29 protein-coding genes are annotated in these 24865 nt (G+C 67.0%); 2 read left to right on the forward strand and 27 right to left on the reverse strand.

Features of this window, described 5'->3' with window-relative positions; all coding sequences use genetic code 11:
* Positions 1 to 151: 151 nt before the first annotated feature.
* From nuoN to QQK83_RS07990, 25 genes are all read right to left on the reverse strand, one after another.
* Positions 152 to 1600: an NADH-quinone oxidoreductase subunit NuoN gene (nuoN, locus tag QQK83_RS07870; RefSeq protein WP_284263210.1), complete on the reverse strand. Its 1449-nt coding sequence runs from the start codon at positions 1598 to 1600 to the stop codon at positions 152 to 154.
* Positions 1601 to 1609: 9 nt separating this feature from the next.
* Positions 1610 to 3154, reverse strand: a complete 1545-nt coding sequence (locus QQK83_RS07875) for an NADH-quinone oxidoreductase subunit M (RefSeq protein WP_284263211.1) — start codon at positions 3152 to 3154, stop codon at positions 1610 to 1612.
* A 9-nt stretch (positions 3155 to 3163) separates the two neighbouring features.
* Complete coding sequence (nuoL, locus tag QQK83_RS07880; protein WP_284263212.1) at positions 3164 to 5278, reverse strand: NADH-quinone oxidoreductase subunit L; 2115 nt, start codon at positions 5276 to 5278, stop codon at positions 3164 to 3166.
* Between the two features lie 7 nt (positions 5279 to 5285).
* Entirely contained in the window at positions 5286 to 5594 is a 309-nt protein-coding gene (gene nuoK, locus QQK83_RS07885) for an NADH-quinone oxidoreductase subunit NuoK (protein ID WP_284263213.1), read from the reverse strand.
* A 134-nt stretch (positions 5595 to 5728) separates the two neighbouring features.
* On the reverse strand, positions 5729 to 6337 hold the full coding sequence (locus QQK83_RS07890; protein ID WP_284263281.1) for an NADH-quinone oxidoreductase subunit J: 609 nt from the start codon (positions 6335 to 6337) through the stop codon (positions 5729 to 5731).
* Positions 6338 to 6344: 7 nt separating this feature from the next.
* The gene (locus QQK83_RS07895) at positions 6345 to 6761 is read right to left on the reverse strand and encodes a carboxymuconolactone decarboxylase family protein (protein ID WP_284263214.1); all 417 of its coding nucleotides are present in this window, start codon (positions 6759 to 6761) and stop codon (positions 6345 to 6347) included.
* Complete coding sequence (gene nuoI / locus QQK83_RS07900) at positions 6758 to 7252, reverse strand: NADH-quinone oxidoreductase subunit NuoI (RefSeq protein ID WP_284263215.1); 495 nt, start codon at positions 7250 to 7252, stop codon at positions 6758 to 6760. The genes QQK83_RS07895 and nuoI overlap by 4 nt, the downstream gene beginning before the upstream one ends.
* Position 7253: 1 nt before the next feature.
* A complete protein-coding gene (gene nuoH, locus QQK83_RS07905; RefSeq protein WP_284263216.1) occupies positions 7254 to 8291 on the reverse strand; it encodes an NADH-quinone oxidoreductase subunit NuoH in 1038 nt (345 codons plus the stop codon).
* A gap of 10 nt (positions 8292 to 8301) precedes the next feature.
* Positions 8302 to 8721 (reverse strand): hypothetical protein, encoded by a 420-nt coding sequence (locus QQK83_RS07910; RefSeq protein WP_284263217.1) that lies wholly within the window; start codon positions 8719 to 8721, stop codon positions 8302 to 8304.
* A gap of 5 nt (positions 8722 to 8726) precedes the next feature.
* On the reverse strand, positions 8727 to 10760 hold the full coding sequence (gene nuoG / locus QQK83_RS07915; RefSeq protein WP_284263218.1) for an NADH-quinone oxidoreductase subunit NuoG: 2034 nt from the start codon (positions 10758 to 10760) through the stop codon (positions 8727 to 8729).
* Positions 10761 to 10839: 79 nt separating this feature from the next.
* Positions 10840 to 11274: a DUF5333 domain-containing protein gene (locus QQK83_RS07920; RefSeq protein ID WP_284263219.1), complete on the reverse strand. Its 435-nt coding sequence runs from the start codon at positions 11272 to 11274 to the stop codon at positions 10840 to 10842.
* A gap of 145 nt (positions 11275 to 11419) precedes the next feature.
* Entirely contained in the window at positions 11420 to 11674 is a 255-nt protein-coding gene (locus QQK83_RS07925) for a hypothetical protein (RefSeq protein WP_284263220.1), read from the reverse strand.
* Positions 11675 to 11830: 156 nt separating this feature from the next.
* Complete coding sequence (locus QQK83_RS07930) at positions 11831 to 12178, reverse strand: hypothetical protein (RefSeq protein WP_284263221.1); 348 nt, start codon at positions 12176 to 12178, stop codon at positions 11831 to 11833.
* Between the two features lie 123 nt (positions 12179 to 12301).
* On the reverse strand, positions 12302 to 12493 hold the full coding sequence (locus tag QQK83_RS07935; RefSeq protein WP_284263222.1) for a hypothetical protein: 192 nt from the start codon (positions 12491 to 12493) through the stop codon (positions 12302 to 12304).
* A gap of 27 nt (positions 12494 to 12520) precedes the next feature.
* Positions 12521 to 13816: an NADH-quinone oxidoreductase subunit NuoF gene (gene nuoF / locus QQK83_RS07940; protein ID WP_284263223.1), complete on the reverse strand. Its 1296-nt coding sequence runs from the start codon at positions 13814 to 13816 to the stop codon at positions 12521 to 12523.
* Between the two features lie 58 nt (positions 13817 to 13874).
* Positions 13875 to 14120, reverse strand: a complete 246-nt coding sequence (locus QQK83_RS07945; protein ID WP_284263224.1) for a DUF5337 domain-containing protein — start codon at positions 14118 to 14120, stop codon at positions 13875 to 13877.
* A 79-nt stretch (positions 14121 to 14199) separates the two neighbouring features.
* Positions 14200 to 14820: a hypothetical protein gene (locus tag QQK83_RS07950; RefSeq protein WP_284263225.1), complete on the reverse strand. Its 621-nt coding sequence runs from the start codon at positions 14818 to 14820 to the stop codon at positions 14200 to 14202.
* A gap of 50 nt (positions 14821 to 14870) precedes the next feature.
* Positions 14871 to 15581: a hypothetical protein gene (locus tag QQK83_RS19365; RefSeq protein WP_349816222.1), complete on the reverse strand. Its 711-nt coding sequence runs from the start codon at positions 15579 to 15581 to the stop codon at positions 14871 to 14873.
* Positions 15582 to 15649: 68 nt separating this feature from the next.
* Positions 15650 to 15892, reverse strand: coding sequence for a hypothetical protein (locus QQK83_RS07960; RefSeq protein WP_284263226.1), 243 nt, complete (start codon positions 15890 to 15892; stop codon positions 15650 to 15652).
* A 109-nt stretch (positions 15893 to 16001) separates the two neighbouring features.
* The gene (locus tag QQK83_RS07965; protein ID WP_284263227.1) at positions 16002 to 17108 is read right to left on the reverse strand and encodes an NADH-quinone oxidoreductase subunit E; all 1107 of its coding nucleotides are present in this window, start codon (positions 17106 to 17108) and stop codon (positions 16002 to 16004) included.
* 98 nt (positions 17109 to 17206) lie between these two features.
* Positions 17207 to 18424, reverse strand: a complete 1218-nt coding sequence (locus QQK83_RS07970) for an NADH-quinone oxidoreductase subunit D (protein ID WP_284263228.1) — start codon at positions 18422 to 18424, stop codon at positions 17207 to 17209.
* 2 nt (positions 18425 to 18426) lie between these two features.
* Positions 18427 to 19326: a sulfotransferase gene (locus tag QQK83_RS07975; RefSeq protein WP_284263229.1), complete on the reverse strand. Its 900-nt coding sequence runs from the start codon at positions 19324 to 19326 to the stop codon at positions 18427 to 18429.
* Positions 19323 to 19943: an NADH-quinone oxidoreductase subunit C gene (locus QQK83_RS07980; protein WP_284263230.1), complete on the reverse strand. Its 621-nt coding sequence runs from the start codon at positions 19941 to 19943 to the stop codon at positions 19323 to 19325. Before QQK83_RS07980 ends, QQK83_RS07975 begins: the two co-directional genes overlap by 4 nt.
* A gap of 28 nt (positions 19944 to 19971) precedes the next feature.
* Positions 19972 to 20505, reverse strand: a complete 534-nt coding sequence (locus QQK83_RS07985; protein ID WP_284263231.1) for a NuoB/complex I 20 kDa subunit family protein — start codon at positions 20503 to 20505, stop codon at positions 19972 to 19974.
* Positions 20496 to 20861, reverse strand: coding sequence for an NADH-quinone oxidoreductase subunit A (locus QQK83_RS07990; protein WP_284263232.1), 366 nt, complete (start codon positions 20859 to 20861; stop codon positions 20496 to 20498). Before QQK83_RS07990 ends, QQK83_RS07985 begins: the two co-directional genes overlap by 10 nt.
* A 236-nt stretch (positions 20862 to 21097) precedes the next feature.
* Here QQK83_RS07990 and QQK83_RS07995 point away from each other — a divergent pair, with 236 nt between their 5' ends.
* Both QQK83_RS07995 and QQK83_RS08000 read left to right on the forward strand, forming a co-directional pair.
* Positions 21098 to 21325, forward strand: coding sequence for a hypothetical protein (locus QQK83_RS07995; RefSeq protein ID WP_284263233.1), 228 nt, complete (start codon positions 21098 to 21100; stop codon positions 21323 to 21325).
* Positions 21315 to 22067 (forward strand): FkbM family methyltransferase, encoded by a 753-nt coding sequence (locus QQK83_RS08000; protein ID WP_284263234.1) that lies wholly within the window; start codon positions 21315 to 21317, stop codon positions 22065 to 22067. The genes QQK83_RS07995 and QQK83_RS08000 overlap by 11 nt, the downstream gene beginning before the upstream one ends.
* An 84-nt stretch (positions 22068 to 22151) precedes the next feature.
* On the opposite strand, the gene QQK83_RS08005 is transcribed toward QQK83_RS08000, so the two are convergent.
* Both QQK83_RS08005 and QQK83_RS08010 read right to left on the reverse strand, forming a co-directional pair.
* Positions 22152 to 23699, reverse strand: coding sequence for an AMP-binding protein (locus tag QQK83_RS08005; RefSeq protein ID WP_284263235.1), 1548 nt, complete (start codon positions 23697 to 23699; stop codon positions 22152 to 22154).
* 75 nt (positions 23700 to 23774) lie between these two features.
* Positions 23775 to 24752 carry an NADPH:quinone reductase gene (locus QQK83_RS08010; protein WP_284263236.1) on the reverse strand — a complete coding sequence of 326 codons (978 nt, stop codon included), beginning with the start codon at positions 24750 to 24752 and terminating at the stop codon, positions 23775 to 23777.
* Between the last annotated feature and the right edge of the window lie 113 nt (positions 24753 to 24865).

Below are 24865 nucleotides of genomic sequence, written 5' to 3' on the forward strand. Positions count from 1 at the left end.
CCGCCCGCGGCGGCCGCGCGCGGCGGTCTGCTGCAGCGCGCAGATCCAGGTGGGGCCGGAGAGCGAGGCCGCCTGTCGGGCGGCCTCGGCCATGGTGCTGTCGGTGGAGGGCAGGACCTGCCGGCCCACGCCCGCGGGCCAGTCCGCCACCCTAGCGGACCAGCGTCTCGGCGGCGGCCGCCGCCATCCCCTCGAGGCCCAGCAGGTTGATGCCCGGCAGCCAGGCCAGCGCGATCAGCGCGGCCATGACCATGAGCCCCGCGTATTGCAGCACGCCCATCCGGCCATCCAGCCCCTCGCGGTCTTCGCCGAAATACATCAGGTAGACGATGCGCAGGTAATAATAGGCACCGATCACCGAGGCGATCACCCCCGCGATGGCAAGCCAGGCCATGCCCGCCTCGACCGCGGCCCAGAGCACGGCATACTTGCCGAAGAAGCCCACCAGCGGCGGGACACCGGCCAGCGAGAACATCAACACCAGAAGCGCCAGTGCCTTGGTCCCCTCGCGGCTGGCGAAGGACGACAGCGCGCTGATTTCCGTGACCGGGCGGCCATCCTTTTCCATCGACAGGATGAAGGCGAAGGTGCCGATGTTCATGGTGACGTAGATCGCCATGTAGATCAGCATCGCCTCGACGCCCTGCTGGGTGCCCGAGGCCAGGCCCATCAGCGCGAACCCCATGTGGCTGATCGAGGAATAGGCCATCAGGCGCTTGATGTCGGTCTGCCCGATCGCGGCGATTGCGCCGAGGAACATGGACACCACGGCGAGAAAGGCCACGATCTGCTGCCAGTCGCCCACCGCGCCGCCGAAGGCGTCATGCACGACGCGCGCGAAGAGCGCCATGGCGGCGACCTTGGGTGCCGTGGCGAAGAGCGCGGTGATGGGGGTCGGTGCCCCCTCGTAGACATCCGGCGTCCACATGTGGAAGGGCACGGCCGAGACCTTGAAGGCAAGGCCCGCCATCACGAAGACCAGGCCGATCAGAAGGCCCACGGGCATCTCGCCCGCGGTCGCGGTCTCGATGATGCCGGAAAACAGCGTCGTGCCCGCGTAGCCATAGACCAGCGACGCGCCATACAGCAGCAGGCCCGACGACAGCGCGCCGAGGATGAAGTATTTCAGGCCCGCTTCGGTCGAGCGCACGCTGTCGCGCCGGAGCGAGGCCACGACGTATAGCGCCAGCGATTGCAGCTCGAGCCCCATGTAGAGCGCCATCAGGTCGCCCGCGGAGACCATCATCATCATGCCGATCACGGCCAGCGTGACGAGGATCGGATATTCGAACCGCAGGATGTCGCTGCGCGCCATGCGGTCGAGGCCGATCAGCAGCACCGCCGCCGCAGACAAAAGGATCGTCACCTTGGCGAAGCGCGCGAAGGCGTCGTCGACGAACATGCCGCCAAAGGCCTCGCGCGTGCCGGTGCCGGTCACGCCGATGTAGAAGGCCATGACCACGAACAGGATCGCCGTGCCCCATGTCAGCGCAGGCGCAAGCCCGTCCTTCGAGGTGTAGACCGCCCCCAGAAGCGCGCCCATGGCAAAGAGGGCAAGGACGATCTCGGGGATCAGGATGGCAAGGTCGGAACCGATCATCTGCTCACCTCAATGGGTCGCTGCGACATGGGTGTCGGGCACGTGATTGGCCAACGCCGTGTCGTAATGGGAAACGAGCGCCTCGACCGAGGGGCCGATCATGTCGGTCACAAGGCTGGGATAGACGCCCAGAAGTAGGGTCATGACGATGAGCGGCGCAAAAATCGCGCGCTCGCGCCGGTCCATGTCGGTGATCGACTTGAGGCTCTCCTTGATCAGGTCGCCGAAGACGACCCGGCGGTAGAGCCAGAGCGCGTAAGCCGCCGACAGGATCACGCCGGTCGCGGCGAAGACGCCGACCCAGGTGTTGACCTGGAAGACGCCGATCAGCGTCAGGAACTCGCCCACGAAGCCCGAGGTGCCCGGCAGGCCCACGTTGGCCATGGTGAAGAGCATGAAAACCGCGGCATAGGCCGGCATCCGCACGACGAGGCCACCGTAGGCGTCTATGTCGCGCGTGTGCATCCGGTCGTAGATCACGCCCACGCAAAGGAACAGCGCGCCCGAGATGAAGCCGTGGCTGATCATCTGGAAGATCGCGCCATCGACACCCTGCTGGTTCGCGGCGAAGATGCCCATGGTCACGAAGCCCATGTGCGCGACCGAGGAATAGGCGATCAGCTTCTTCATGTCCTCCTGCACCATCGCCACGAGCGAGGTGTAGACGATGGCGATGACCGACAGCCACAGCACCAGCGGCGCCATGATGTCCGAGCCCACGGGGAACATCGGCAGGCTGAAGCGCAGGAAGCCGTAGCCGCCCATCTTCAGCAGGATCGCCGCCAGCACGACCGAGCCCGCGGTGGGGGCTTGCACGTGCGCGTCGGGCAGCCAGGTGTGGACCGGCCACATCGGCATCTTGACCGCGAAGCTTGCGAAGAAGGCGAGCCACAGAAGCGTCTGCATGCCGCCCGCGATCTGCCAGCCCATGATCGACATCGGGCCTGCGTCGAACTGGTGGTTCAGCAGCGTCGGAATGTCGGTGGTGCCCGCGTCCACATACATGGCGATCATGGCGACCAGCATCAGAACCGAGCCGAGGAAGGTGTAGAGGAAGAACTTGAAGGCCGCGTAGATACGATCCTTGCCGCCCCAGATGCCGATGATCAGGAACATCGGGATCAGGCCCGCCTCGAAGAACAGGTAGAACAGCACCATGTCGAGCGCCACGAAGACGCCGATCATCAGCGTTTCCAGCACCAGCATGGCGATCATGTATTCCTTCACGCGATGCGTGACGCCCCAGCACGACGCGATGGTGATCGGCATGAGGAACGTGGTCAGCAGAACGAAGAGCACCGAGATGCCGTCAACGCCCACCTTGTAGGTCAGCCCGAAGAGCCACTCGCTCTCTTCGACCAGCTGGAAACCGGTGTCGTTCGGGTCGAACTGCACCAGGATCGCCAGCGAGATCACGAAGGTGAAGGAGGTGGCCGCCAGCGCAAGCCGCTTGGCGTTCAGCTGCGCCGCGGCATCCTCGCCGCGCAGGAAGACGGCAAGGATCACGGCCGCGACCAGCGGCAGGAAGGTGACGATGGAAAGCAGGTTGTCCATGGATGTCTCTCAGCCTCCTGCGCGCAGCGTGACCCAGGTGACGAGGATGACGATCCCCAACACCATGGCGAAGGCATAGGTGAAGATGTAGCCCGACTGCGCCCGCCCCGCGAGGCGCGTGAAGAAGGGGATGATCCCGAGCGCCAGCCCGTTGATGCCGCCGTCGATGATCGCGCCGTCCCCGCCCTTCCAGAGCGTGCGGCCCAGCCAGCGCGCGGGCTTCACGAAGAGGAAGTCGTAGATCTCGTCGAAATACCACTTGTTCAGCAGGAACTCGTAGAGCGGGCGCTGTGCCGCCGCGAGGCGACCGGGCAGCGACGGGTTCAGGATGTAGAACCACAGCGCGGTCAGGAAGCCGATGATCATCGCCGCGAAGGGGCTGACCTTGACCCACAGGGGCACGTAATGCGCCTCGTTCAGGATGTCGTTGTCCGGCGCGGCGTGGATCGCGCCCTCGCCCGGCGGGCTGGTGAAGACGTAGTGGTGGTCGGAGCCGTGGCTGTCGCCCTCGGTCGCGTGGGTGTCGGCGGCTGCCTCGCCGTGGGCCGCTTCTTCGCCGCCGTGGTCGCCGCTGGCATAGGTGTCGACGTATTCGACCCCGAAGAAGGTGGCGACCTGATCGGTCTTGCCGAAGAAGCTGTTGTACCAGACCACACCGGCAAAGACCGCGCCGAGCGCCAGGACAGCCAGCGGCGCAAGCATGGTCCAGGGGCTTTCATGGGCATGCTCATGGGTGTGCTTGCTGCCGCGCGCCTCGCCGAAGAAGGTCAGGAACATCAGCCGCCACGAGTAGAAGCTGGTGAACATCGCCGCCACGATCAGCGCCCAGAAGGCGAAGCTGCCCAGCTCGCCGCCGAAGGCGAAGGCCGACTCGACAACCGCGTCCTTCGAGAAGAAGCCGGCGAAGCCGATATAGGTGGTCGGGATGCCGACGCCGGTGATCGCCAGCGTGCCGATCATCATCGCCCAGAAGGTCAGCGGGATCTTCTTGCGCAGCGCACCGTAGTTCCGCATGTCCTGCTCGTGGTGCATCGCGTGGATGACCGAGCCCGCGCCGAGGAACAGCATCGCCTTGAAGAAGGCGTGGGTGAAGAGGTGGAACATCGCCACCGAGTAGACGCCCACGCCCGCGGCCACGAACATGTAGCCCAGCTGCGAACAGGTCGAATAGGCGATCACGCGCTTGATGTCGTTCTGCACGAGGCCCACGGTCGCCGCGAAAAAGGCTGTGATCGCGCCGATGATGATGATGAAATTGCCCGCCATGGGCGCGTATTCGATCACCGGCGACATGCGGCAGACAAGGAACACACCCGCCGTCACCATGGTCGCGGCGTGGATCAGCGCCGAGACCGGCGTCGGGCCTTCCATCGCGTCGGGCAGCCAGGTGTGCAACAGAAGCTGCGCCGATTTGCCCATCGCGCCGATGAAGAGCAGGAAGGCGATGGTTTCCGCCGCGTTCAGCTCCATCCCGAGGAAGGTGATGGTCATCTGCGCCAGCTCGGCCCCCATCGGCAGGATCACGTCGAACTGGATCGAATCCGTCATCCAGAACAGCGCGAAGATGCCCAGGAGGAAACCGAAGTCGCCCACCCGGTTGACGATGAAGGCCTTCATGGCCGCCGCCCCCGCGGACGGCTTGCGGTAATAGAAGCCGATCAGCAGGTAGGAGGCGACGCCGACGCCCTCCCAGCCGAAGAACAGCTGCAGCAGGTTGTCGGCCGTCACCAGCATGAGCATGGTGAAGGTGAAGAACGACAGGTAGGCGAAGAACCGCGGGCGGTAGCTTTCGCCTTCCTTGAAGTTCTCGTCATGCGCCATGTAGCCGAAGGAATAGAGGTGCACGAGCGCCGAGACCGTGGTGATCACGATCAGCATGATCGCCGTCAGCCGGTCGATGCGGATCGCCCAGTCGGTGAAGAGCGTGCCGCTTTCGATCCAGGTCAGAAGCGGGACGGTGTAGGTCTCACCGTCGAAGCCGAGGAAGATCACCCAGCTCAGCAGGCAGGACAGGAACAACAGGGCGGTCGCCGCCGCCTGTGCGCCGGTTTCGCCGATCAGCCGCCAGGTGAAGCCCGCGATGAGCGCGCCGACCAGCGGCGAGAAGAGGAGGATCGTTTCCATGTGCCGCTCAGCCCTTCATCACGTTGATGTCTTCCACCGCGATGGTGCCGCGGTTGCGGAAGAAGCAGACGAGGATCGCCAGACCGATCGCCGCCTCTGCGGCGGCCACGGTCAGGATGAACAGGGTGAAGACCTGCCCCGTCAGGTCGCCCAGGAAGGCCGAGAAGGCGACGAGGTTTATGTTGACGGACAGAAGCATCAGTTCGACCGACATCAGGATGATGATGACGTTCTTCCGGTTCAGGAAGATGCCGAAGATGCCGATGACGAACAGCGCAGCGGCCACCGTCAGGTAGTGTTCAAGACCAATCGTCATGTCGTCCCTCCGCGAGGCCCAACCGCCCCGCCTGGTCGTTCATCTCGTGCCGCGGTTCACCGCGGTCTTCATTCGAATTTTCGTACGAAAATTCGCATCATGCGATTATTCGTACGAATAATCGGAACAGCCGCTCACAGCCCCTGTCCCGGTTTCACGTCCTTCAGCTCCATCGCCTTCTTCGGGTCGCGCATCATCTGCGCGATGACGTCCTGCCGCTTGACGTCGGCGCGGTGACGCAGCGTCAGCACGATGGCCCCGATCATCGCAACCAGCAGGATCAGCCCCGACAGCTGGAACAGGAGCAGGTATTGATCGTAGATGATCATCCCCAGCGCCTGCGTGTTATGCGCCTCGGCGAGGGGAGGAATGGGGTTGCCCAGCCGCGCGTCCACACCCTCCGAGAATGTCCAGGGCCCGAAGGCCAGCACCAGCTGCATCAACAGCACCACGCCGATCAGCCCCGCCAGCGGCATGTAGCGCGCCATCTCGGCCTTGAGCGCGGCGAAGTCGATGTCGAGCATCATCACCACGAACAGGAACAGCACCGCGACCGCGCCCACGTAGACGATGATCAGAAGCATCGCCACGAATTCCGCGCCCACCAGCACGAAAAGCCCCGCCGCCGACAGGAAGGCGAGGATCAGCCACAGCACCGAATGGACCGGGTTCTTCGCCGTCACGGTCAGAAGCCCGCCGGTCACGAGGGAGACCGCGAAGAGGTAGAAGGTGAATACGCCCATGCTCATCTCAGCTCTCCCCGCCCGCGTTCAGGGCGTCGTTCGCCAGTTCCATCGCCTTGTTCATCGCCGGCACGCCGCCGAACATCGCCGCAAGGCCGATGGTCTCGGCGATCTCCTGCTTGGTCGCGCCCGCCGCCGCCGCGTGGCGCACGGTCAGGCGGATCTGCGCCTCGGCCACGGCGCCCTGGATCGTCAGCCCCAGCAGCGTCAGCAGAAGCCGCGTCTTGGCCTCCAGCCCCTCGGGGTTGAACTGGCGGCCAAGGAAGGCCTCCAGCATCTCGGCGGGCACGGTCGGCCACATCTTGTCCATCTGCGCCGGGTTGAAATTGGCCATGGCCGGGTTGACGGCGCGGACCCAGTCCTGCGCCATCTCCTGCGTCTGGCGCATCAGCGCCTCGAAAGGGTTCTGGGGGGCATCGCTCATCGGTAGGGCGCATCCAGTTCGAGGTTGCGCGCAATCGCGGCTTCCCAGCGTTCGCCGTTCTCCAGAAGCTTGGCCTTGTCGTAATAGAGCTCTTCCCGCGTCTCGGTGGCGAATTCGAAATTCGGCCCCTCGACGATGGCATCGACCGGGCAGGCCTCCTGGCAGAAGCCGCAGTAGATGCACTTGGTCATGTCGATGTCATAGCGCGTGGTGCGGCGCGAGCCGTCCTCGCGCGGTTCGGCGTCGATGGTGATCGCCTGCGCCGGGCAGATCGCCTCGCAGAGCTTGCAGGCGATGCAGCGTTCTTCGCCGTTGGGATAGCGGCGCAGCGCGTGTTCGCCGCGGAAGCGGGGCGAAAGCGGCCCCTTTTCATGCGGGTAGTTCACCGTGACCTTGGGCGAGAAGAAATACTTCAGGCCCAGCCGCATCCCCGCCCAGATATCCCCGAGCAGGAAATATTTCGTCGCGCGGTTCCAGTCGATCTGGGTCATCTCAGCCTCCGATCGCCCAGCGGGCATAGGCGCCGCCGAAAAGTTCGAATTTCGCCATGAAGGCCACGAACACCACCCAGCCCAGCGAGAAGGGCAGGAACACCTTCCAGCCCAGCCGCATCAGCTGGTCGTAGCGGTAGCGCGGCACAATCGCCTTCACCATGGCGAAGAGGAAGAAGAAGAAGGCCATCTTGGCGATCATCCACAGCGGGCTGTCGGGGATGAACGGGATGGGCGAAAGCCAGCCGCCGAAGAACAGGAGCGTCATCAGCGCGCACATCAGGAAGATGGCGATGTATTCGCCCGCCATGAACAGCAGGAACGGCGTCGAGGAATATTCCACCTGGTAGCCCGCCACCAGTTCCGATTCCGCCTCCGGCAGGTCGAAGGGCGGGCGGTTGGTTTCCGCCAGGGCGCTGATGAAGAACAGGAACACCATCGGCAGGTGCGGCAGCCAGTACCAGCCGAACAGGCCCCAGCCCGTATCCTGCGCGTTGACGATAGCGCCGAAGTTGAGCGAGCCGGTCGAGATGATCACCCCGATGATGATCAGGCCGATCGACACCTCGTATGAGATCATCTGCGCCGCCGAGCGGAGCGAGCCGAGGAACGGGTATTTCGAGTTCGACGCCCAGCCGCCCATGATCACGCCGTAAACCTCGAGCGAGGACATGGCGAAGACATAGAGGATGGCGACATTGATGTCGGCCAGCACCCAGGTGTCGTTGAAGGGGATCACCGCCCAGGCAAGCACCGCCAGAACGAAGCTTGTCATCGGCGCCAGAAGGAAGACCGGGCGGTCGGCCCCGGCGGGGATGACGACCTCTTTCACCACGTATTTCAACGCGTCGGCCACCGTCTGCAGCAGGCCGAAGACCCCCACGACGTTGGGGCCGCGCCGCATCATCACGGCGGCCCAGATCTTGCGGTCCCCGTAAACGAGGAACAGCAGGCTGACCATCACGAAGCCGATCACAAGCAGGCTTTGCGCCGCCATGATCGTCATCAGGCCAAGCGTGGTCGAAAAGAAGCCGTCCATGGGTCGTTCCCTAAACCGTCGGTATCCCCTGTTCGGCGCACGCGGCCGCCACTACTTCGGCGTCGAGCGTCTGCAACCCCCGCGGGAGCGCCGGCGAGATGGTGTAAACCGCATCTCCGACCCAAACGCCACCCTGTTCCTGCACATTTGTGCGGACATGTCGCGCAAAGCCGAAGCCGCGGATAAGTGCGTATTGCGCAGCTGCGCAGCGGGCGTAAGCGGCCACGTCGTCGCGGTCGCGTGCGCCGGTCATTTCGACGCGGAAGTTGACCAGGTCGTCGTCGAGCAACCGGGTTTCCACGCCCTCGAAGGACACGCCGGCGGGCACGGCCCGGCCAGCGGTGTTCCCGTCCGCGACGCAGCCGACCGCCGCCAAGGCGGCAAGCACGGCCGCGACCGGGCCGGGCGAAAGGACGCGCAGGCGCGCCATGCCCGTTACTCCGCCGCGATCCGGGTCTCGGCCCGCGCCTTGGCCATGGCGCTGAGTTCCGCCATCAGGCTCGAGGCGCGCGCGATGGGGTTCACGAGGTAGTGGTCGGCAACCGCCTGCACGAAGCTTGCGTCCCCCAGGGGCCCGAGCGGTAGCGCCTCGCCCTCGTTCTCGGGCACCTCGTCGATCATGGCGAGATGCGGCACCTCGGCCACCAGCGCGCGGCGCAGCTCGGCCAGGGTGTTCCAGGGCTGCGTCGCCCCGATCTCGGCCGACAGCGCCCGCAGGATCGCCCAGTTCTCGCGCGCCTCGCCGGGCGGGAAGCCCGCGCGCAGCGCCAGCTGGGGCCGCCCCTCGGTGTTGACGAACAGGCCCTGCTCCTCGGTATAGGCGGCACCCGGCAGGATCAGGTCGGCGCGATGCGCGCCCCGGTCGCCGTGGCTGCCCTGGTAGATGACGAAGGGTCGGCCATCGGCCGACGGCTCGATTTCAACTTCGTCCGCGCCGAGGTTCCAGATCACGTCCGCCCCCTCGACCGCGGCGGTCATGCCGCCCGCGGTCACGGCACCCACGTCCATCGCACCGACGCGGCCCGCGGCGGTGTGCAGGATCAGCAGCCGCGCGCCGGTTTCGGCACAGAGCTTTTGCGCATGGCCCAGAACGGCAGCGCCATCGGCCTCTCTCAAGGCACCCTGCCCGACGATGACGAGGCTGTCGCGCCCCTCCATCTTCGGATGCGCGACGCCGATCTGCGCGGCCAGCGCGGCCCGGTCGGTGCCGAGGTGATCGTAGTCATAGGTGAGGTCCACGGCCTCGCCGATCAGGCCCACGTTTGCCCCCTTCAGCCACGCCTTGCGGATGCGGGCGTTCAGCACGGGCGCTTCGGCGCGCGGGTTGGTGCCGATCAGCAGGATCGCCCCGGCGGTGTCGATATCCTCGATCGCCGCCGTGCCGACATAGCCCGCGCGGTTGCCCGCGGGCAGCTTCGCGCCATCGACGCGGCACTCGACCGCCCCGCCCTGCCCTTCGACAAGCTGCTTCAGCGCGAAAGCGGCCTCGGTCGGAACCAGGTCACCGACAAGACCCGCCAGCTTCGACGCGCCCTTGATCTTCGACGCGGCCAGCGCCAGCGCCTCGCCCCAGCTTGCGGGGCGCAGGCGGCCGTTTTCGCGGATGTAGGGCGTGTCGAGCCGCTGGCGGCGCAGACCGTCCCAGACATAGCGCGAGCGGTCGGCCAGCCATTCCTCGTTCACGCCGTCATGGTTGCGCGGCAGGATGCGCATGACTTCGCGGCCCTTGGTGTCGATGCGGATGTTCGAACCCAACGCATCCATCACGTCGATGGATTCGGTCTTGGTCAGCTCCCACGGCCGGGCGGTGAAGCTGTAGGGCTTCGAGGTCAGCGCGCCCACGGGGCACAGGTCGACGATATTGCCCTGCAGCTCGCTTTCGAGCGTCTGGCCGAGGTAGGAGGTGATCTCCGAATCCTCGCCGCGGCCGGTCTGGCCCATCTGGGTGATGCCCGCCACCTCGGTCGTGAAGCGCACGCAGCGCGTGCAGGAGATGCAGCGCGTCATCGCCGTGCCGACGAGCGGCCCGAGATCCAGCTCGGTCGCGGCGCGCTTGGGCTCGCGGTAGCGGCTGAAATCGACGCCATAGGCCATCGCCTGATCCTGCAGGTCGCATTCCCCGCCCTGGTCGCAGATCGGGCAGTCGAGCGGGTGGTTGATCAGGAGGAACTCCATCACCCCCTCGCGCGCCTTCTTGACCATCGGGCTGTTGGTCTTGACCACGGGGGGCTGTCCCTCGGGGCCGGGGCGCAGGTCACGCACCTGCATCGCGCAGGAGGCGGCGGGCTTGGGCGGGCCGCCCACGACCTCGACAAGGCACATCCGGCAATTGCCGGCGATGGTCAGGCGCTCATGGTAGCAGAAGCGGGGGATCTCGATCCCGGCCTGTTCACAGGCCTGGATCAGCGTCATCGCTGGATCCACCTCGATCTCCCGACCGTCGATGATGATCTTGCGCAGGTCGCTCATGGGGTGCGGTCCTCTGTCCGGCGCGGGGCGGCTGGTCTGATGCATTCGCCGCCCGGCGCGTTCACGGTTGCGCCGCCTTTTAGCCCCCGCGAAGCAGTCTGCCAATGGGCGAGCCCGCGGCGATTTCGTCGCGCCCCACGCGGCAGGCCCCGTCGACGTCATCCTCGCCCGTCACGCCCCTCTCGGCGAAGTAGCGCCGCGCAAGCTCGGCATAGCGGTCCTGCTCGGCCTCGTCCTCGACATAGGCCGTCACCTCGGCCCGGCTGTAGCCCAGCGACATCGCATGGGTGGCCAGCCCGAGCAGAAAGGCATTCGCCGCGAACCCGCGGCGTTCGATGGTCGGGCAGGTCGTCTCGATATGCCGCCCGATGGTGATCACCAGAAGGCCGTTGTGCAGCCGCTCGTCGGTGCGCAACGCGTCGAACCCGTCGGCGCGCGCGGCCCCGAGCGTGGTCAGAAGCCCGGTCGCCGTCACCAGCAGGGAAACGGCCAACACCTTGGCATAGGTCTTCATCGTGATGTCGCCTTCTTGTGCGTGGTCCCACGGCAGGACATGGGCGCGGCACCTGAGGTTATGCAATAACAGCGCCCGTTTTCCGCGGATCGGGCGGCGGAGGATCGCCGATCACGCCCCGCCCCGCCGCGCAGCCGTCATGCCGTCACAGGCGCACGCCCCAGAAGGTGACGATCAGCCAGACCAGCCCGGTCACGAAGACGACGGAGAGGATGCCGTAGATCGCCGCCTCCATCCGTTCGGGGGTGTTGAGCGCCATCGCAACGCCCGAGGCGACCATCGCGCCAAGCACGGTGCCAAGGATCGACCCGCCGATGCCCCAAGTGTAGCCCATCAACATGCCCGTCACGCAGCAGGCGAGATAGACCACCGCCAGCCCATACCAGTAAAGACGCACCATTCACGCTGCCCTCTGCCATGCCTCGTCCGGGCCTCGTTCGTCGGGCCCGGCATCGAAGTGTCGCAAGCATACGCAAAAGGGGGGGATGTCGCAACGCCGCGCGCGGCGTGCCGCGGCTGTCCTGTGGCCTACCTGCAGCAGCGCGGGCCGGGAAACCTAGCGTTCCGCGCAGCGTCCCGAGACGACGGGCTCGCCCCTGTCGGTGCGGCTGACGGCCCAGTCGCCGGTCGCGGGGTCGAGCACCCAGTCCACCTCGGACGAGCCGGTGCGGCCGATGCAATGCCGCGTCGCCATGAACCGCGCGCTTTCGCGGGCGTCGGCAAGCGTCGCGCCGGGCGCGCGCACGAGAACCGTGAAATCGCGCCACGTCTCGCCGGTGTTCAGTCGCGCATCGAAAGGCAGCTCCGCGGCCCGCGGGCCACGATCACTGAGCGCGGCGCAACCCGTGACAAGGAACAGGACAACCCCCGACAGGATCGTGCGTCGCATCAGTGTGCTGGTCATGGCTGCTCCGTTCACGTGGCTTCGGCGCGCTGACGCCGCCGTGCCCTGCCTGCATATCCGGCCAAAGCCCCGTGTCGCAAGCCCCGAGGCGGCATCGGCGCACCTGCCGGGCCCGGCCGGGCCCTAGACGCGCGCGGCGCGCGTGATCCCGAAGGTCGCCCGCAGGCGCGCGACGACCCCGGCCACCCCCCCGATCAGCTCGGGCGGCGGGCCATCCTCGGGCCGGGCCTCGGCCACCGTCACGGGGCGTGCAGCGCGCAGGCGATCCATCGCCTCGCGCTCCAGCGTTTTCGCATCCACCGCGGCATGGCACATCGGAACGCCCTCCCCTGCAGCCGGGCCTTACTCGGCCGCGATCTCGACCGTTCCGCCGCGCTTGACGCGGATGCGGTCCTCGATCTCGTGGCGGAAATGGCGCACGAGGCCCTGGATCGGCCAGGCCGCCGCGTCACCCAGCGCGCAGATCGTGTGGCCCTCGACCTGCTTGGTCACGTCGAGCAGCATGTCGATCTCCTCGACCTGCGCCTCGCCCTTCACCAGCCGGTCCATGACCCGCATCATCCAGCCCGTCCCCTCGCGGCAGGGCGTGCATTGGCCGCAGCTCTCGTGCTTGTAGAACTTGGACAGCCGCCAGATCGCCTTGATGATGTCGGTGGACTGATCCATCACGATCACCGCCGCGGTGCCCAGCCCCGACCGCTGCTCGCGCAGCCAGTCGAAGTCCATGATCGCGCCCTCGCGCATCACCGAGCCGGGCAGCATCGGCACCGAGGAGCCGCCGGGGATCACCGCCTTGAGATTGTCCCAGCCGCCGCGGATGCCGCCGCAATGGCGGTCGATCAGCTCGTCGAAGGGGATGCTCATCTCCTCCTCGACGACGCAGGGGTTGTTCACGTGGCCCGAGATGGCGAACAGCTTGGTGCCCGCGTTGTTCGGACGGCCGAAGCCCGCGAACCACTCGGCCCCGCGGCGCAGGATCGTGGGAACGACGGCGATGGATTCGACGTTGTTCACGGTGGTCGGGCAGCCATAGAGGCCCGCTCCCGCCGGGAAGGGCGGCTTCATCCGCGGCATCCCCTTCTTGCCCTCGAGGCTTTCCAGAAGCGCGGTTTCCTCGCCGCAGATATAGGCGCCCGCGCCGTGATGCAGGTAGAGGTCGAAATCCCAGCCCGACTTGGCGGCGTTCTTGCCCAGAAGCCCGGCCTCGTAGGCCTCGTCGATGGCGGCCTGCAGCGCCTCGCGCTCGCGGATGTATTCGCCGCGGATGTAGATGTAGCAGGCATGCGCCTGCATGGCGAAGGAGGCGATCAGGCAGCCCTCGATCAGCGTGTGGGGATCATTGCGCATGATCTCCCGGTCCTTGCAGGTGCCGGGCTCCGATTCGTCGGCGTTCACGACAAGGTAGCTGGGCCGCCCGTCCGATTCCTTGGGCATGAAGGACCACTTCAGCCCCGTCGGGAAACCCGCGCCGCCACGCCCGCGCAAACCGCTGGCCTTCATGATCTCGACGATCTTGTCGCGGCCCAGACCGATCAGGTCCTTCGTGCCGTCCCAGTGCCCGCGCGCTTTCGCGCCCGCCAGCGTCCGGTCATGCATCCCGTAGATATTCGTGAAGATCCGGTCTTTGTCCTGAAGCATCTGGCCTCTCTCGCGTCTCTCTCGGCCCGGGTCCGTCGGGCGTCACTGTCGGGTGGCGTCAGCCGTCCGAGGCATCCTCGCGCCGCGCTTTCCACACCCAATAGGTCACAAATAGCGCCCAGACCAGTGCGGCAATCGCCGCAAGGTCGATGAGGAAGGCAAAGCGCACCGGCAGGCCGAACCGCCCGCCCAGGAAACTCGCCCCCATCCACAGCACCATGGTCGATGCCATGACGATGGCCGCCATGCGGATCTGGCCGCGGCGGCGGCGCTCGGTCTCGCTGTGCTCGGGTGACTTCGGCATCTCCGGTCCCTGCGGTCTCGGGTCGCCTGTCCCCTAGCGGATCACGGGGGGCCGAGGCAATCCCCGGCCCCGCCGCGGGTCACTTCCGCGCGCGCGCCTGCCCCACGATGTCATGCCGGGCGCAGATCATGCGAAACCCCTTTTGCTGCGCATCGAGCCAGGCGATCCCCTCCTCGTCCAGCGCGGCAAGCTGGTCGTAGTGGAAGATCCCGAACTCGTTGAGCGCCGCCGCAAGCTTCGGCCCCACCCCCGCAAGCACGGTCAGGTCATCGGCCTTGCCGCCCCGCGGCTCGTCCAGCAGATGCGGGCTCGGCACATCGGCGACCAGAGCAGCCGCGGGCTCGGGCGCTGGCACCGGCACCGGCTCGGGGTCCGGGACCGCCACCGCGACCGGCGTCGCCTCGGGCGCAGCTGCCGCGTGCGGCGTGGCGGCAGGACCGGCTGTCGGTTCGACCGCCGCCTCGGACACCGGAATATCCGGCGTCATCGGCACGACGCGGGCCGTCCCCTGCGCTGCAACAGACGCTGGAGCGGCGGCCACGCGCGCCATCGCGGCCCAGAAGCTGCGCGGGGCGCTCAACCCCATGTGCAGGGTCTGCAACGCGGCGTTTCCGGCAAAGGCCGTGCTGTATCCGGTAACGTGCAGGATCGTGCGCTGCACGGCTTGGCCGCGCAGCCACATGTCTTCGGCGAAGTTCATGTCCACCTCTCGGGTTTCGTGTTCAAAAACCCTCCCGGTGGACAGTATACTCAGTAAACGTCGCCCTTGTCGACTTTTTGCGAAAACTCCGTCTGACCGCCCGAGGCCAGCAGCTTCGCCTGTTCGACCCAGGTATCGCGGCTCACGCGGCCCTTGAAGCCTTCGAGGTTCCGGTCGACCCAGACGACCTCTGCCTCGGTCCAGGCCGCGATCTGGTCGAAATGGTAGAAGCCAAGGGAATTGCACAGCTTTTCAAGCTTCGGGCCGATCCCCTTGATCTTCTTCAGGTCATCCGCCCCCCCTTCGCGCGGGGCGTCGAGCGTCGCGGGGCGGGTGCCCTCCTCGCTGGTGGCCGGGGTCGGTGCGGCCGGTTCCGGCGCAGCCTCGGGGGCCTGTTCCGGCATCGGGGCCGGGGTTTCTGTCGCGGCGGGGGCGGGTGCCGGGGCCTGGGCCGACTCCGATGCAGCCGGGGCAGCAGGGGCCGCCGGAGCGGCAGGGGCCGGCGATGCGACCTGCGCCGGGGCCTGCGCCGGGGTCGAGGCGGTCACGCTGCCCGGCTTAACGGGGCCGGGCAGCGGTTTGAGGAACAGCCAGGACAGGATCGAGCCGAGCACCAGAAAGATCACCGCCGCGGCGAACAGCGCCTGCAGCAGGGTCCAGTCCCCGAGGATCATCAGCCCCGCCATGGCGACGAAGCCCGCCGCCGAGGCGATGGCCCAGACGATGGCCAGGTTGATCAGGCCGCCGGACGTTGAATTCATGACAGTTTCCCCCGTTATGCGTATGGCACCGCATGTGTAGCCCGGAGAAAACCGTTTGTCTTGTCCCTTCAGGACGTTTTGTCGCGCCCCGTGACTTCCGCGGCGCGGGCCGCGAGCATGGCGTCGTAGTCGGTGGCGAAAAGAAGCTGGCCCAGCCAGCCGCCCACGATCGTGGTGCCCAACCCCGCGATGGCCCCCACCGCGACCCACAGGCCCAGCCAGCCCACCGCCGCCAATGCCACGGTCAGGCCCATGATCGCCGCCCCTGTCCAGACCACCATGATCGCCACAAGCTTATATCGCCCGGTCATGCCTGCTATCTCCCTCACATCGCAGATTTTTTCATGTGGCGAGCAGATAGCGGCGCGCAGCCCGGCGTCGAGGCGCGCAGGCTGCGACATATCGGCAAAAGGGGCGGGATCAGCCCTCGGCGGCGAAGCTCTTGGCTTGCCCGATCCAGTCGTCGCGCTCGATCCGACCCTTGAACTTCAGCCGGGCGTCGACCCAGGCGACCTCGGCGGGGGTCCATGCGGCGATCTGGTCGAAATGGTAGAACCCCATCTCGTGCAGCAGCCCCTCGAGCTTCGGACCCACGCCCGAGATCCGCTTGAGGTCGTCGGGCGCCTGGCCTTCACGCGGCGCATCGAGCCGCTCGGGCTCGGCCTCGTCGACCTCGGCGGCGACGGCGGGTACGCCCGTCTCGGGCTTGGCGGTGCCCTGAACGGGGGCCTCGCGCTTGTCGATGCCGGTCTTGTCGGCCGGAACGGCCTCGGCCAGCACGGGCTTTTTCGGCGTGGGCTTCACGTCGACCGCGCCCGACTGCTTGCCCCAGGGGGCGAGCAGCGGCACCTCGGTCCCGTCGATGCGCTTGATCGTGTCGCCGATGTCGGTCGCCAGCCGCGCCGAGACGTTCAGCGCGTCGCGCCCGGCCTCATGCGCGGTGAGCGAGGTCAGCCCGCCCGCCGGTTCGCTGGCATAGCGCCCGTTCTGCGGCCCCGGCGTCGGCACGCGGCCCGCGGCCATCTCGTCGATGATCCAGGCCAGCTTCTCGGCGGTCAGATCCTCGTAGTAATCCTTGCCGATCTGCGCCATCGGCGCATTCGCGCAGGCACCGAGGCATTCCACCTCTTCCCAGCTGAACTTGCCGTCGGCCGACAGCTGATGCGCCTTCGGCGCGATCTTGTCCTTGCAGACCGCGACTAGGTCCTCGGCCCCGCAGATCATGCAGGACGTGGTGCCGCAGATCTGCAGATGCGCGACCGAGCCCACCGGCTGCAGCTGGAACATGAAATAGAAGGTCGCAACCTCGAGCGCGCGGATATGCGCCATGCCCAGCATGTCCGCGACATGTTCGATCGCGGGGCGGGTCAGCCACCCCTCCTGCTCCTGCGCGCGCCACAGCAGCGGAATGATCGCGCTGGCCTGCCGGCCCTCGGGATACTTGGTGATCTGCGCCTCGGCCCAGGCCTGGTTGGCGGGCGTGAAGGCGAAGCTTGCGGGCTGGTCGGGGTGGAGACGGCGAAGCATCGGGCGGTGTCCTTGAACTTTCGAGCGCGGCGAAGGCGTTACCTGCGGGAGCCTCCGGCGGGGATATTTGAGAAACGGAGAAGCAGGGGATGCGGCATCTACCGGTCCACTTCTCCGAACACGATGTCGAGCGAACCCAGGATCGCCGAAACATCCGCCAGCTGGTGACCGCGGCACAGGTGATCCATCGCCTGCAGATGCGCATAACCCGGCGCGCGCAGCTTGGCGCGGTAGGGTTTGTTGGTGCCGTCGGCCACGAGATAGACGCCGAACTCGCCCTTGGGCGCTTCGACGGCGGCGTAGATCTCGCCCTCGGGCACGTGGAAGCCCTCGGTATAAAGCTTGAAGTGGTGGATCAGCGCCTCCATCGAGGTCTTCATCTCGCCGCGCTTGGGCGGGCTGATCTTGCCGCGGGCCATGATCTCGCCGGGGCCTTCCTCGCGCAGCTTGGCGCAGGCCTGCTTGATGATCGATCGGCTCTCGCGCATCTCGGCCATGCGGCAGAGGTAGCGATCATAGCAATCGCCGTTCTTGCCGACGGGGATCTGGAAGTCGAACTCGTCGTAGCACTCGTAGGGCTGCGCGCGGCGCAGGTCCCAGGCGAAGCCCGAGCCGCGCACCATGACGCCCGAGAACCCCCATTCCTGGATGTCCTGCTCGGTCACCACGCCGATATCGACGTTGCGCTGCTTGAAGATGCGGTTCTCGGTCAGCAGCGTGTCGATGTCGTCCAGTGCCTTCGGAAACTCGTCGGCCCACTGGTCGATATCGTCGATCAGCGCCTCGGGCAGATCCTGGTGCACGCCGCCGGGGCGGAAATAGGCGGCATGGAGCCGCGCCCCGCAGGCGCGTTCGTAGAAGATCATCAGCTTCTCGCGCTCTTCGAACCCCCAGAGCGGCGGCGTCAGCGCGCCCACGTCCAGCGCCTGCGTGGTGACGTTCAGCAGGTGGTTCAGGATGCGCCCGATCTCGCAGTAGAGCACGCGGATCAGCTGCGCCCGGCGCGGCACCTCGGTGCGGGTCATCTTCTCGATGGCCAGCACCCAGGCATGTTCCTGGTTCATCGTGCCAACATAGTCGAGCCGGTCGAAATAGGGCAGGTTCTGCAGGTAGGTGCGGCTTTCCATCAGCTTCTCGGTCCCGCGGTGCAGCAGGCCGATATGCGGATCGCAGCGCTCGCAGATCTCGCCGTCCAGCTCCAGCACAAGGCGCAGAACGCCATGCGCCGCCGGGTGCTGCGGGCCGAAGTTGATGTTGAAGTTGCGGATCTTCTGCTCGCCGGTCTCGGCGTCGGAGAAGCCCTTGGATCCGTCCATCATCATGGTCTCCCTTTTCCCGGTGCGACCCATTTTTCGGGGATGTCCGACCCGAACCGGTCGGCGAGGAATGCGTATTCGTCGGCCAGCGTCGCATGCAGCCGCCGCGTCATCTCGGGCGAGGGCTGGTCGTTGCCGCTCGTGCTCCAGATGACCTTGTTGTAGTCGCCCGGCTTGCGGGCCACGCCGAGCCAGTCGTTCAGCGCATCCATCGTCGCGTCGGTGAACAACCGCTCGTAGAACAGGTAGCAGATCTGCGCGCGCGGCACGACCTTCTCCAACTCGCGGATCAGCCGGGCGTAGGTCGAGCGCCGCTCGGCCCCGAGCTGGCTGCCCTCGAGATACAGCTCGCAGAGCTGGTCGATGCCCTGCAGCGCCACCACGGGGGCCACGTCGGTCACGTGCCGCATCCGCAGCGACGAGATCAGGCGCTTCAGCGGATCGCGCATGATGAACAGGAACTTCGCATCGGGCGCGATGCGCAGCATCTCGGCAAAGGCGTCGGCCTCGAGCGTGGAATAGGCGGGCGTGATGTCGGCCACCACCCGCTCGCCGCGGCGGCCGTTCAGCATCAGCTCGCGGTAGGCGGCGTGATCGGGGCTGCGGTCGGTGTGCATCCGCAGCAGCGCGCCCTGGTATTCGACCGAGGGAAAGGGGATCACGTCATCCTCGCGCCGCGGCTGCGCGTAACCCCATTTCTCCGACAGGGCGCGGGCCAGCATGTTGGCGCGCCGCTGCGTGGTCGCCCGCTTCTCCTCGCCGAAGATGCTGTCGAAGTAATGCATCTCCTTGACCGCCGGCACATGCACGTCGGGATGGTCGCAGAAATAGTCGTGCAACCAGGTGGTGCCCGCCTTCTGCGCGCCGAGGCAATAGAGGAACGTGGGGGCGTCCGTGCTCACGAGCCAGCCTTTTCCCCGGCCTTCTCGTCACCGGGGAGCACGTAATCGGCACCCTCCCAGGGCGACATGAAATCGAACTGCCGGTATTCCTGCACCAGCTTCACCGGCTCGTAGACGACGCGCTTGAGCTCTTCGTCGTAGCGCACCTCGGTATAGCCGGTGGTCGGGAAATCCTTGCGCAGGGGATGCCCGCGGAACCCGTAATCGGTCAGGATGCGGCGCAGGTCGGCATGGCCCGTGAACAGGATGCCGAACATGTCGTACACCTCGCGCTCGTACCAGCCCGCGCCCGGATGGACGGAGGTGATCGAGGCCAGCATCTCGTCATCGCGCAGGCCGCATTTCACGCGGATGCGGTGGTTCTGATACATGCTCAGGAAATGCCACACGACCTCGAAGCGGCGATCCCGCTCGGGGTAGTCGACCGCGGTGATGTCGATCAGGGTCGAGAACTTGCAGGTCGGGTCCGACTTCAGCCAGTCGACGAACTCGACCAGGGCTGCGGGCGCGATTTCCACGGTCAGCTCGCCATGGGCGGACACATCCGTGCCCAGCACCGCGTCGGCCTGTTTCTCGGCGATATGGGCCGCCAGTTCGTTCAGCGCGTCCACGCTCATGCCATTCTCCTTGTCGCGCCGGGGCGCGTCAGCGCGTGATGGTTCCGGTGCGGCGGATCTTCCGCTGCAGCTGCAGGATGCCGTAGAGCAGCGCCTCGGCCGTGGGCGGGCAGCCGGGCACGTAGATGTCGACCGGCACGATCCGGTCGCAGCCGCGCACCACGGAATAGCTGTAGTGATAGTAGCCCCCGCCATTGGCGCAGGACCCCATCGAGATGACGTAGCGCGGCTCGGGCATCTGGTCGTAGACCTTGCGCAGCGCGGGCGCCATCTTGTTGGTCAGCGTGCCCGCCACGATCATCACGTCCGACTGGCGCGGGGAGGCGCGCGGCGCAATCCCGAAACGCTCGGCGTCGTAGCGCGGCATCGAGGTGTGCATCATCTCGACCGCGCAGCACGCGAGGCCGAAGGTCATCCAGTGCAGCGAGCCGGTGCGCGCCCAGTTGATGATGTCCTCGGTCGAGGTGACGAGAAACCCCTTGTCCTGCAGCTCGCGGTTCAGCGCGGCGGTGGCGACCTCGCGGTCGGGGCCCGCGGTGTTGGCTCCGGTCATCACTCCCATTCCAGCGCCCCTTTCTTCCATTCGTAGGCAAAGCCGACCGTCAGCACGCCGAGGAACACCATCATCGACCAGAAGGCGATGTCTGACAGTCCGGGGAAGGCCACGGCCCAGGGGAACAGGAAGGCGATCTCGAGGTCGAAGATGATGAACAGGATCGACACGAGGTAGAAGCGCACGTCGAATTTCATTCGCGCATCGTCGAAGGCGTTGAACCCGCATTCATAGGCCGAGAGCTTCTCGGGATCGGGGTTCTTCACCGCCAGCACGACGGCGGCGAGGATCAGCACAAGACCCAATCCGATGGCAAGCGCCAGGAAGATCAGGATCGGGGCGTAGTCTGACATGAGCTCTGACATGGGTGTCCCTTGGCTCGTCCCTGGGGTGGGACCTGACGCAACAGGAGAAGCCTCCGCCGCGCGGGTCCGGTCGTTGGCCCCCGATTTACGCCCCGCGTCGCGGACGGTCAACACGGCGAGGTGCGGCAAATCGGGGGATCGTGCCGCGCCGGATGGACGCGGATCGCACACCCCCTGCCCCGGTTGCCGCGCCACATCGCACCCCGCCAAGGTCCCGCCCGGCACATGGGGATTGCATGGGGGTTGAACCGTCGCAGGATGCCGTGTTCAAGGAGGCCGAGACAGGTGTGAGGTATCGAGTTGCAGAAGACGTCCGGGACAAAGACAACGACAAAGGCGAAGCCAAAGCCGCCCACGGCGGCGAAGACTGCGGCGAAGAAATCCGCCGCACCAACGAAGGCACCGGCAGCGACGCCGCCGGCGGCAGCACCAACGACCGGGCTTCGGGTCGATGTGCGTGGTAAAAGCTTTCACGTCTCTCCGGGCCGGTTCGACGGGTTCTGGGCACGCGTCGCGGACGGACGCTGGGAACCCGAGTCGTTCGAGCTGTTCGACCGCTTCGTCGATGAACAGACCACCGTGATCGACTTCGGCGCGTGGATCGGCCCGACGGTCCTCTACCTCGCCCAGATCAGCGCGAAAACGCTCGCCTTCGAAGCCGACCCCGAGGCCTATGCCCTGCTCGCGCAGAACCTGCACCTCAACGCCGGCAAGACTTGGCACGACAGGATCGAGGCGCATCACTGCGGCATCCATCACAGCGGACTGCCGATCACGCTGGGGGCGCACAAGCAGGCCGGCGATTCCATGTCGAGCGTGTTGATGCAGGGGTCCGACACCACCTGGCAGGTGCCCACCAGGACGCTGCAAGACGTCATCGGCGCGGCCTGCGGGCCCGATGAAAAGGTCTTCGTGAAAATGGATATCGAGGGCGGCGAGTTCGAGATGCTCCCCCATCTCGGGCCGCTCCTGAACGACCCGCGGATCACCTTCTACATCTCGATGCATCCCGGCATCCTGCGCCAATCACTCGGGGAAGGCCCCGGATCGGACGAGGGGTTTCGGGACATCATCGCCCCGATCATCGACGTGCTGCCTTTCTCACGCCGCATCGAACGGCTGGATGGCCATGCGCTGAACGAGGCATGGCTGCGCAAGGCGCTTGGCCGGGGCCGGTTGCCCACGCATGACATCATCATCTTCTGAGCGTCCCGCCGGGACGCGATGAAGACGCGCACCGGCCCACATGCCACCCGCGTCGCCGCAACAGCCCTTCGAGGCACACGCCCCTTACAACCCAGCGCGCAACTCCCGCCGCAGGATCTTGCCCGACGCGCTTTTCGGCACGCTCTCGACGAAGCGGTATTCGCCGGGATGCTTGTAATGCGCGAGGCAGCCCTCGACATGGGCCTGCAACTCGGCCTCGGCCACCTCCGAGCCCGGCGCGCGCACCACGAAGGCCACCGGCACCTCGCCCGCCGCCTCGTCGGCCCGGCCCACCACCGCCGCATCGGCCACGCCGGCATGGGCGCAAAGCGCCGCCTCCACCTCGGCCGGTGCCACCTGGAAGCCCTTGTACTTGATCAGCTCCTTCAGCCGGTCGCGGATGAACATGAACCCGTCCGCGTCGATGACGGCAAGATCGCCGGTGCGCAGCCAGCCCTCGGGCGTCAGCGTCTCGGCGGTCGCCTCCGGGTTGTTGAGGTAGCCCTTCATCACCTGCGGGCCGCGCACCCACAGCTCGCCCTCCTCGCCGGGGGGCATGTCCGCCAGCGTCGCGGGGTCCACGATCCGGCACTCGGTCGAGGGCACGGCCTGCCCGCTCGAACCATGCCGCACATGGCCCGCCACCGTCATGTGGCTGATCGGCGACATCTCCGTCATCCCGTAGCCCTGCACCGCGCGCGCCCCGAACCGCGCGCCCACCGCGACCTCGGTCTCGGGGCCCAGGGGGGCCGCCCCGGAAAAGACCTCCTCGACGCTGGAGACGTCGAACTGATCGACAAGCGGATGCTTGGCCAGCGCCAGCGCCACCGGCGGCACGATGTAGAGCCGCGTCGCCCGGTGCTCCTCGATCAGGCGCAGAAACAGCTCCAGATCGAAGCGCGGCATGGTCACCAGCTTGGCGCGCTGCTGCAGGAACAGGTTCATCAGAACCGTCATCCCGTAGATGTGGAAGAAGGGCAGGAAGGCCACCGCCGTATCCGCGGGCGTGATCCCCGCCACGGCACCAGACTGGGTGACATTGGCCACCAGGTTGCGATGCGTCAGCATCACCCCCTTGGGCCGCCCGGTGGTGCCGCTGGAATAGGGCAGCACGACGACATGCTCCGCGAGCTCCACCGGCGCCTGCCGCTCGAGCGGCTGGCCCATCACGTCCTCCAGCGACAGGCATGTCTCCGCGCCGATGATCACCACGTCGCGCACGCCGGTCCCGTCACAGGCCGCGCGCGCCACCTCGGCGAAAGCGGGGACCGTGACCAGCATCACCGCGCCGGAATCGACCAGTTGGTGACGGATCTCGGGCGCGGTGTAGGTCGGGTTGATCGTGGTGACCGTGCCGCCGCCCCAGGCCACGCCGTGAAAGACGACCGGATACTCCGGCATGTTCGGCGCAAGGATGGCGACGGTGCCGCCCGGCAGCACGCCGCGCTCGGTCAGCCCGCCCGCAAGCCGCTTGACGCGGTCCATGATCTCGCCCGCCGTCACCGCCCGGCCCGTGGGGCCGTCGATGATGGCCACCTCCGCCTCTCGGCCCGCCAAGCCCTCGAACAGCATCTCGGTGATCGAGACCGCAGCCACATCCACCGTGCCGTGGCGGCTCGGGTATCCTGTCATCGGCACATCCTCCCCTCGGGGCCCCGTCGTCGCGCGGGACCTCCGTCCGACGGAAAGGCTAGCACGTCCGACCGGTCAGATGTCCAGCACAACCGTGCCCAGCTTGTCGCCCGACGCCACCAGGTCATGCGCCGCGGCGCAGTCCGCCAGCCCGCCCCCCGGCACCACGGCATGAGACAGCATCCCCGCCTCGAGCCAGGCGGTCAGCTGCCGTTCCCCCTCGCGCCGCAACCCGCCGGTCAGCTGGTAGACGATCAGCATGTGCAGCCGCACGTTCTTGAACATGAACGGGTAGAACTCCAGCCGCGGCACCATCTCGGCCGCACTCGCGTAGGAGGCGATGACCCCGCCGGGCTTCACCAGCGCAAGGCTCGTGGCCTGGTTCGCACCGAAATCCACCTCGACGATCCGGTCGACACCCGCGCCGCCCGTCATTTCCATCACCGCCCCGGCCACGTCCGTCTCACGGTAGTCGATCCATTCCTCGGCGGTGGAATGCGCCCCCTTCTCGGGCGATGAGACGGTGGCGATCACCCGCGCGCCCGCCGCCCGCGCCATCTGCACCGCGTAGCGGCCCACCGTGCCCGCACCGCCCGTCACCAGCACGGTCTGCCCCGCGACGGGCCCGTCGCCCATCACCGCGTACCAGGCCGTCATGGCGGGGATGCCGAAACAGGCCCCTTCCGCGAAGGACGTGCCGTCCGGCAGCCGCACCGCCTGCTCGGCGGGCAGCGCGACAAACTCCGCCGCCGTGCCGAAGGCACGCTGCCAGCCCGCGTTCCAGACCCAGACCCGCTCGCCGATCCGCGCGGCATCCGCCCCCGCGCCCACCGCCTCGATCACGCCCGCCCCGTCCGAATGCGGGATCACGCGAGGATAGGCCATCACCGCCCCCGGCCGCGCGCCCGCGCGCAGCTTCACGTCCGAGGGGTTCACCCCCGAGGCATGGAGGCGCACCAGCACCTCGCCCGGCCCCGCCACGGGTGCGTCCATCTCGCCCGCGACCAGCACCTCCGACGCCGGCCCGAACCGCTCGTACCATACCGCTTTCATGCCACCCTCTCCCGCTTCTCCGTTTCAAAAATATCCCGGGGGAATCCCGAAGGGATGGGGGCAGAGCCCCCCCGAATTTTCGTACGAAAATTCGCAACCCCACCGGAATTTTC

This window comes from Roseicyclus amphidinii (assembly GCF_030163755.1).
Lineage (GTDB): Bacteria > Pseudomonadota > Alphaproteobacteria > Rhodobacterales > Rhodobacteraceae > Roseicyclus > Roseicyclus amphidinii.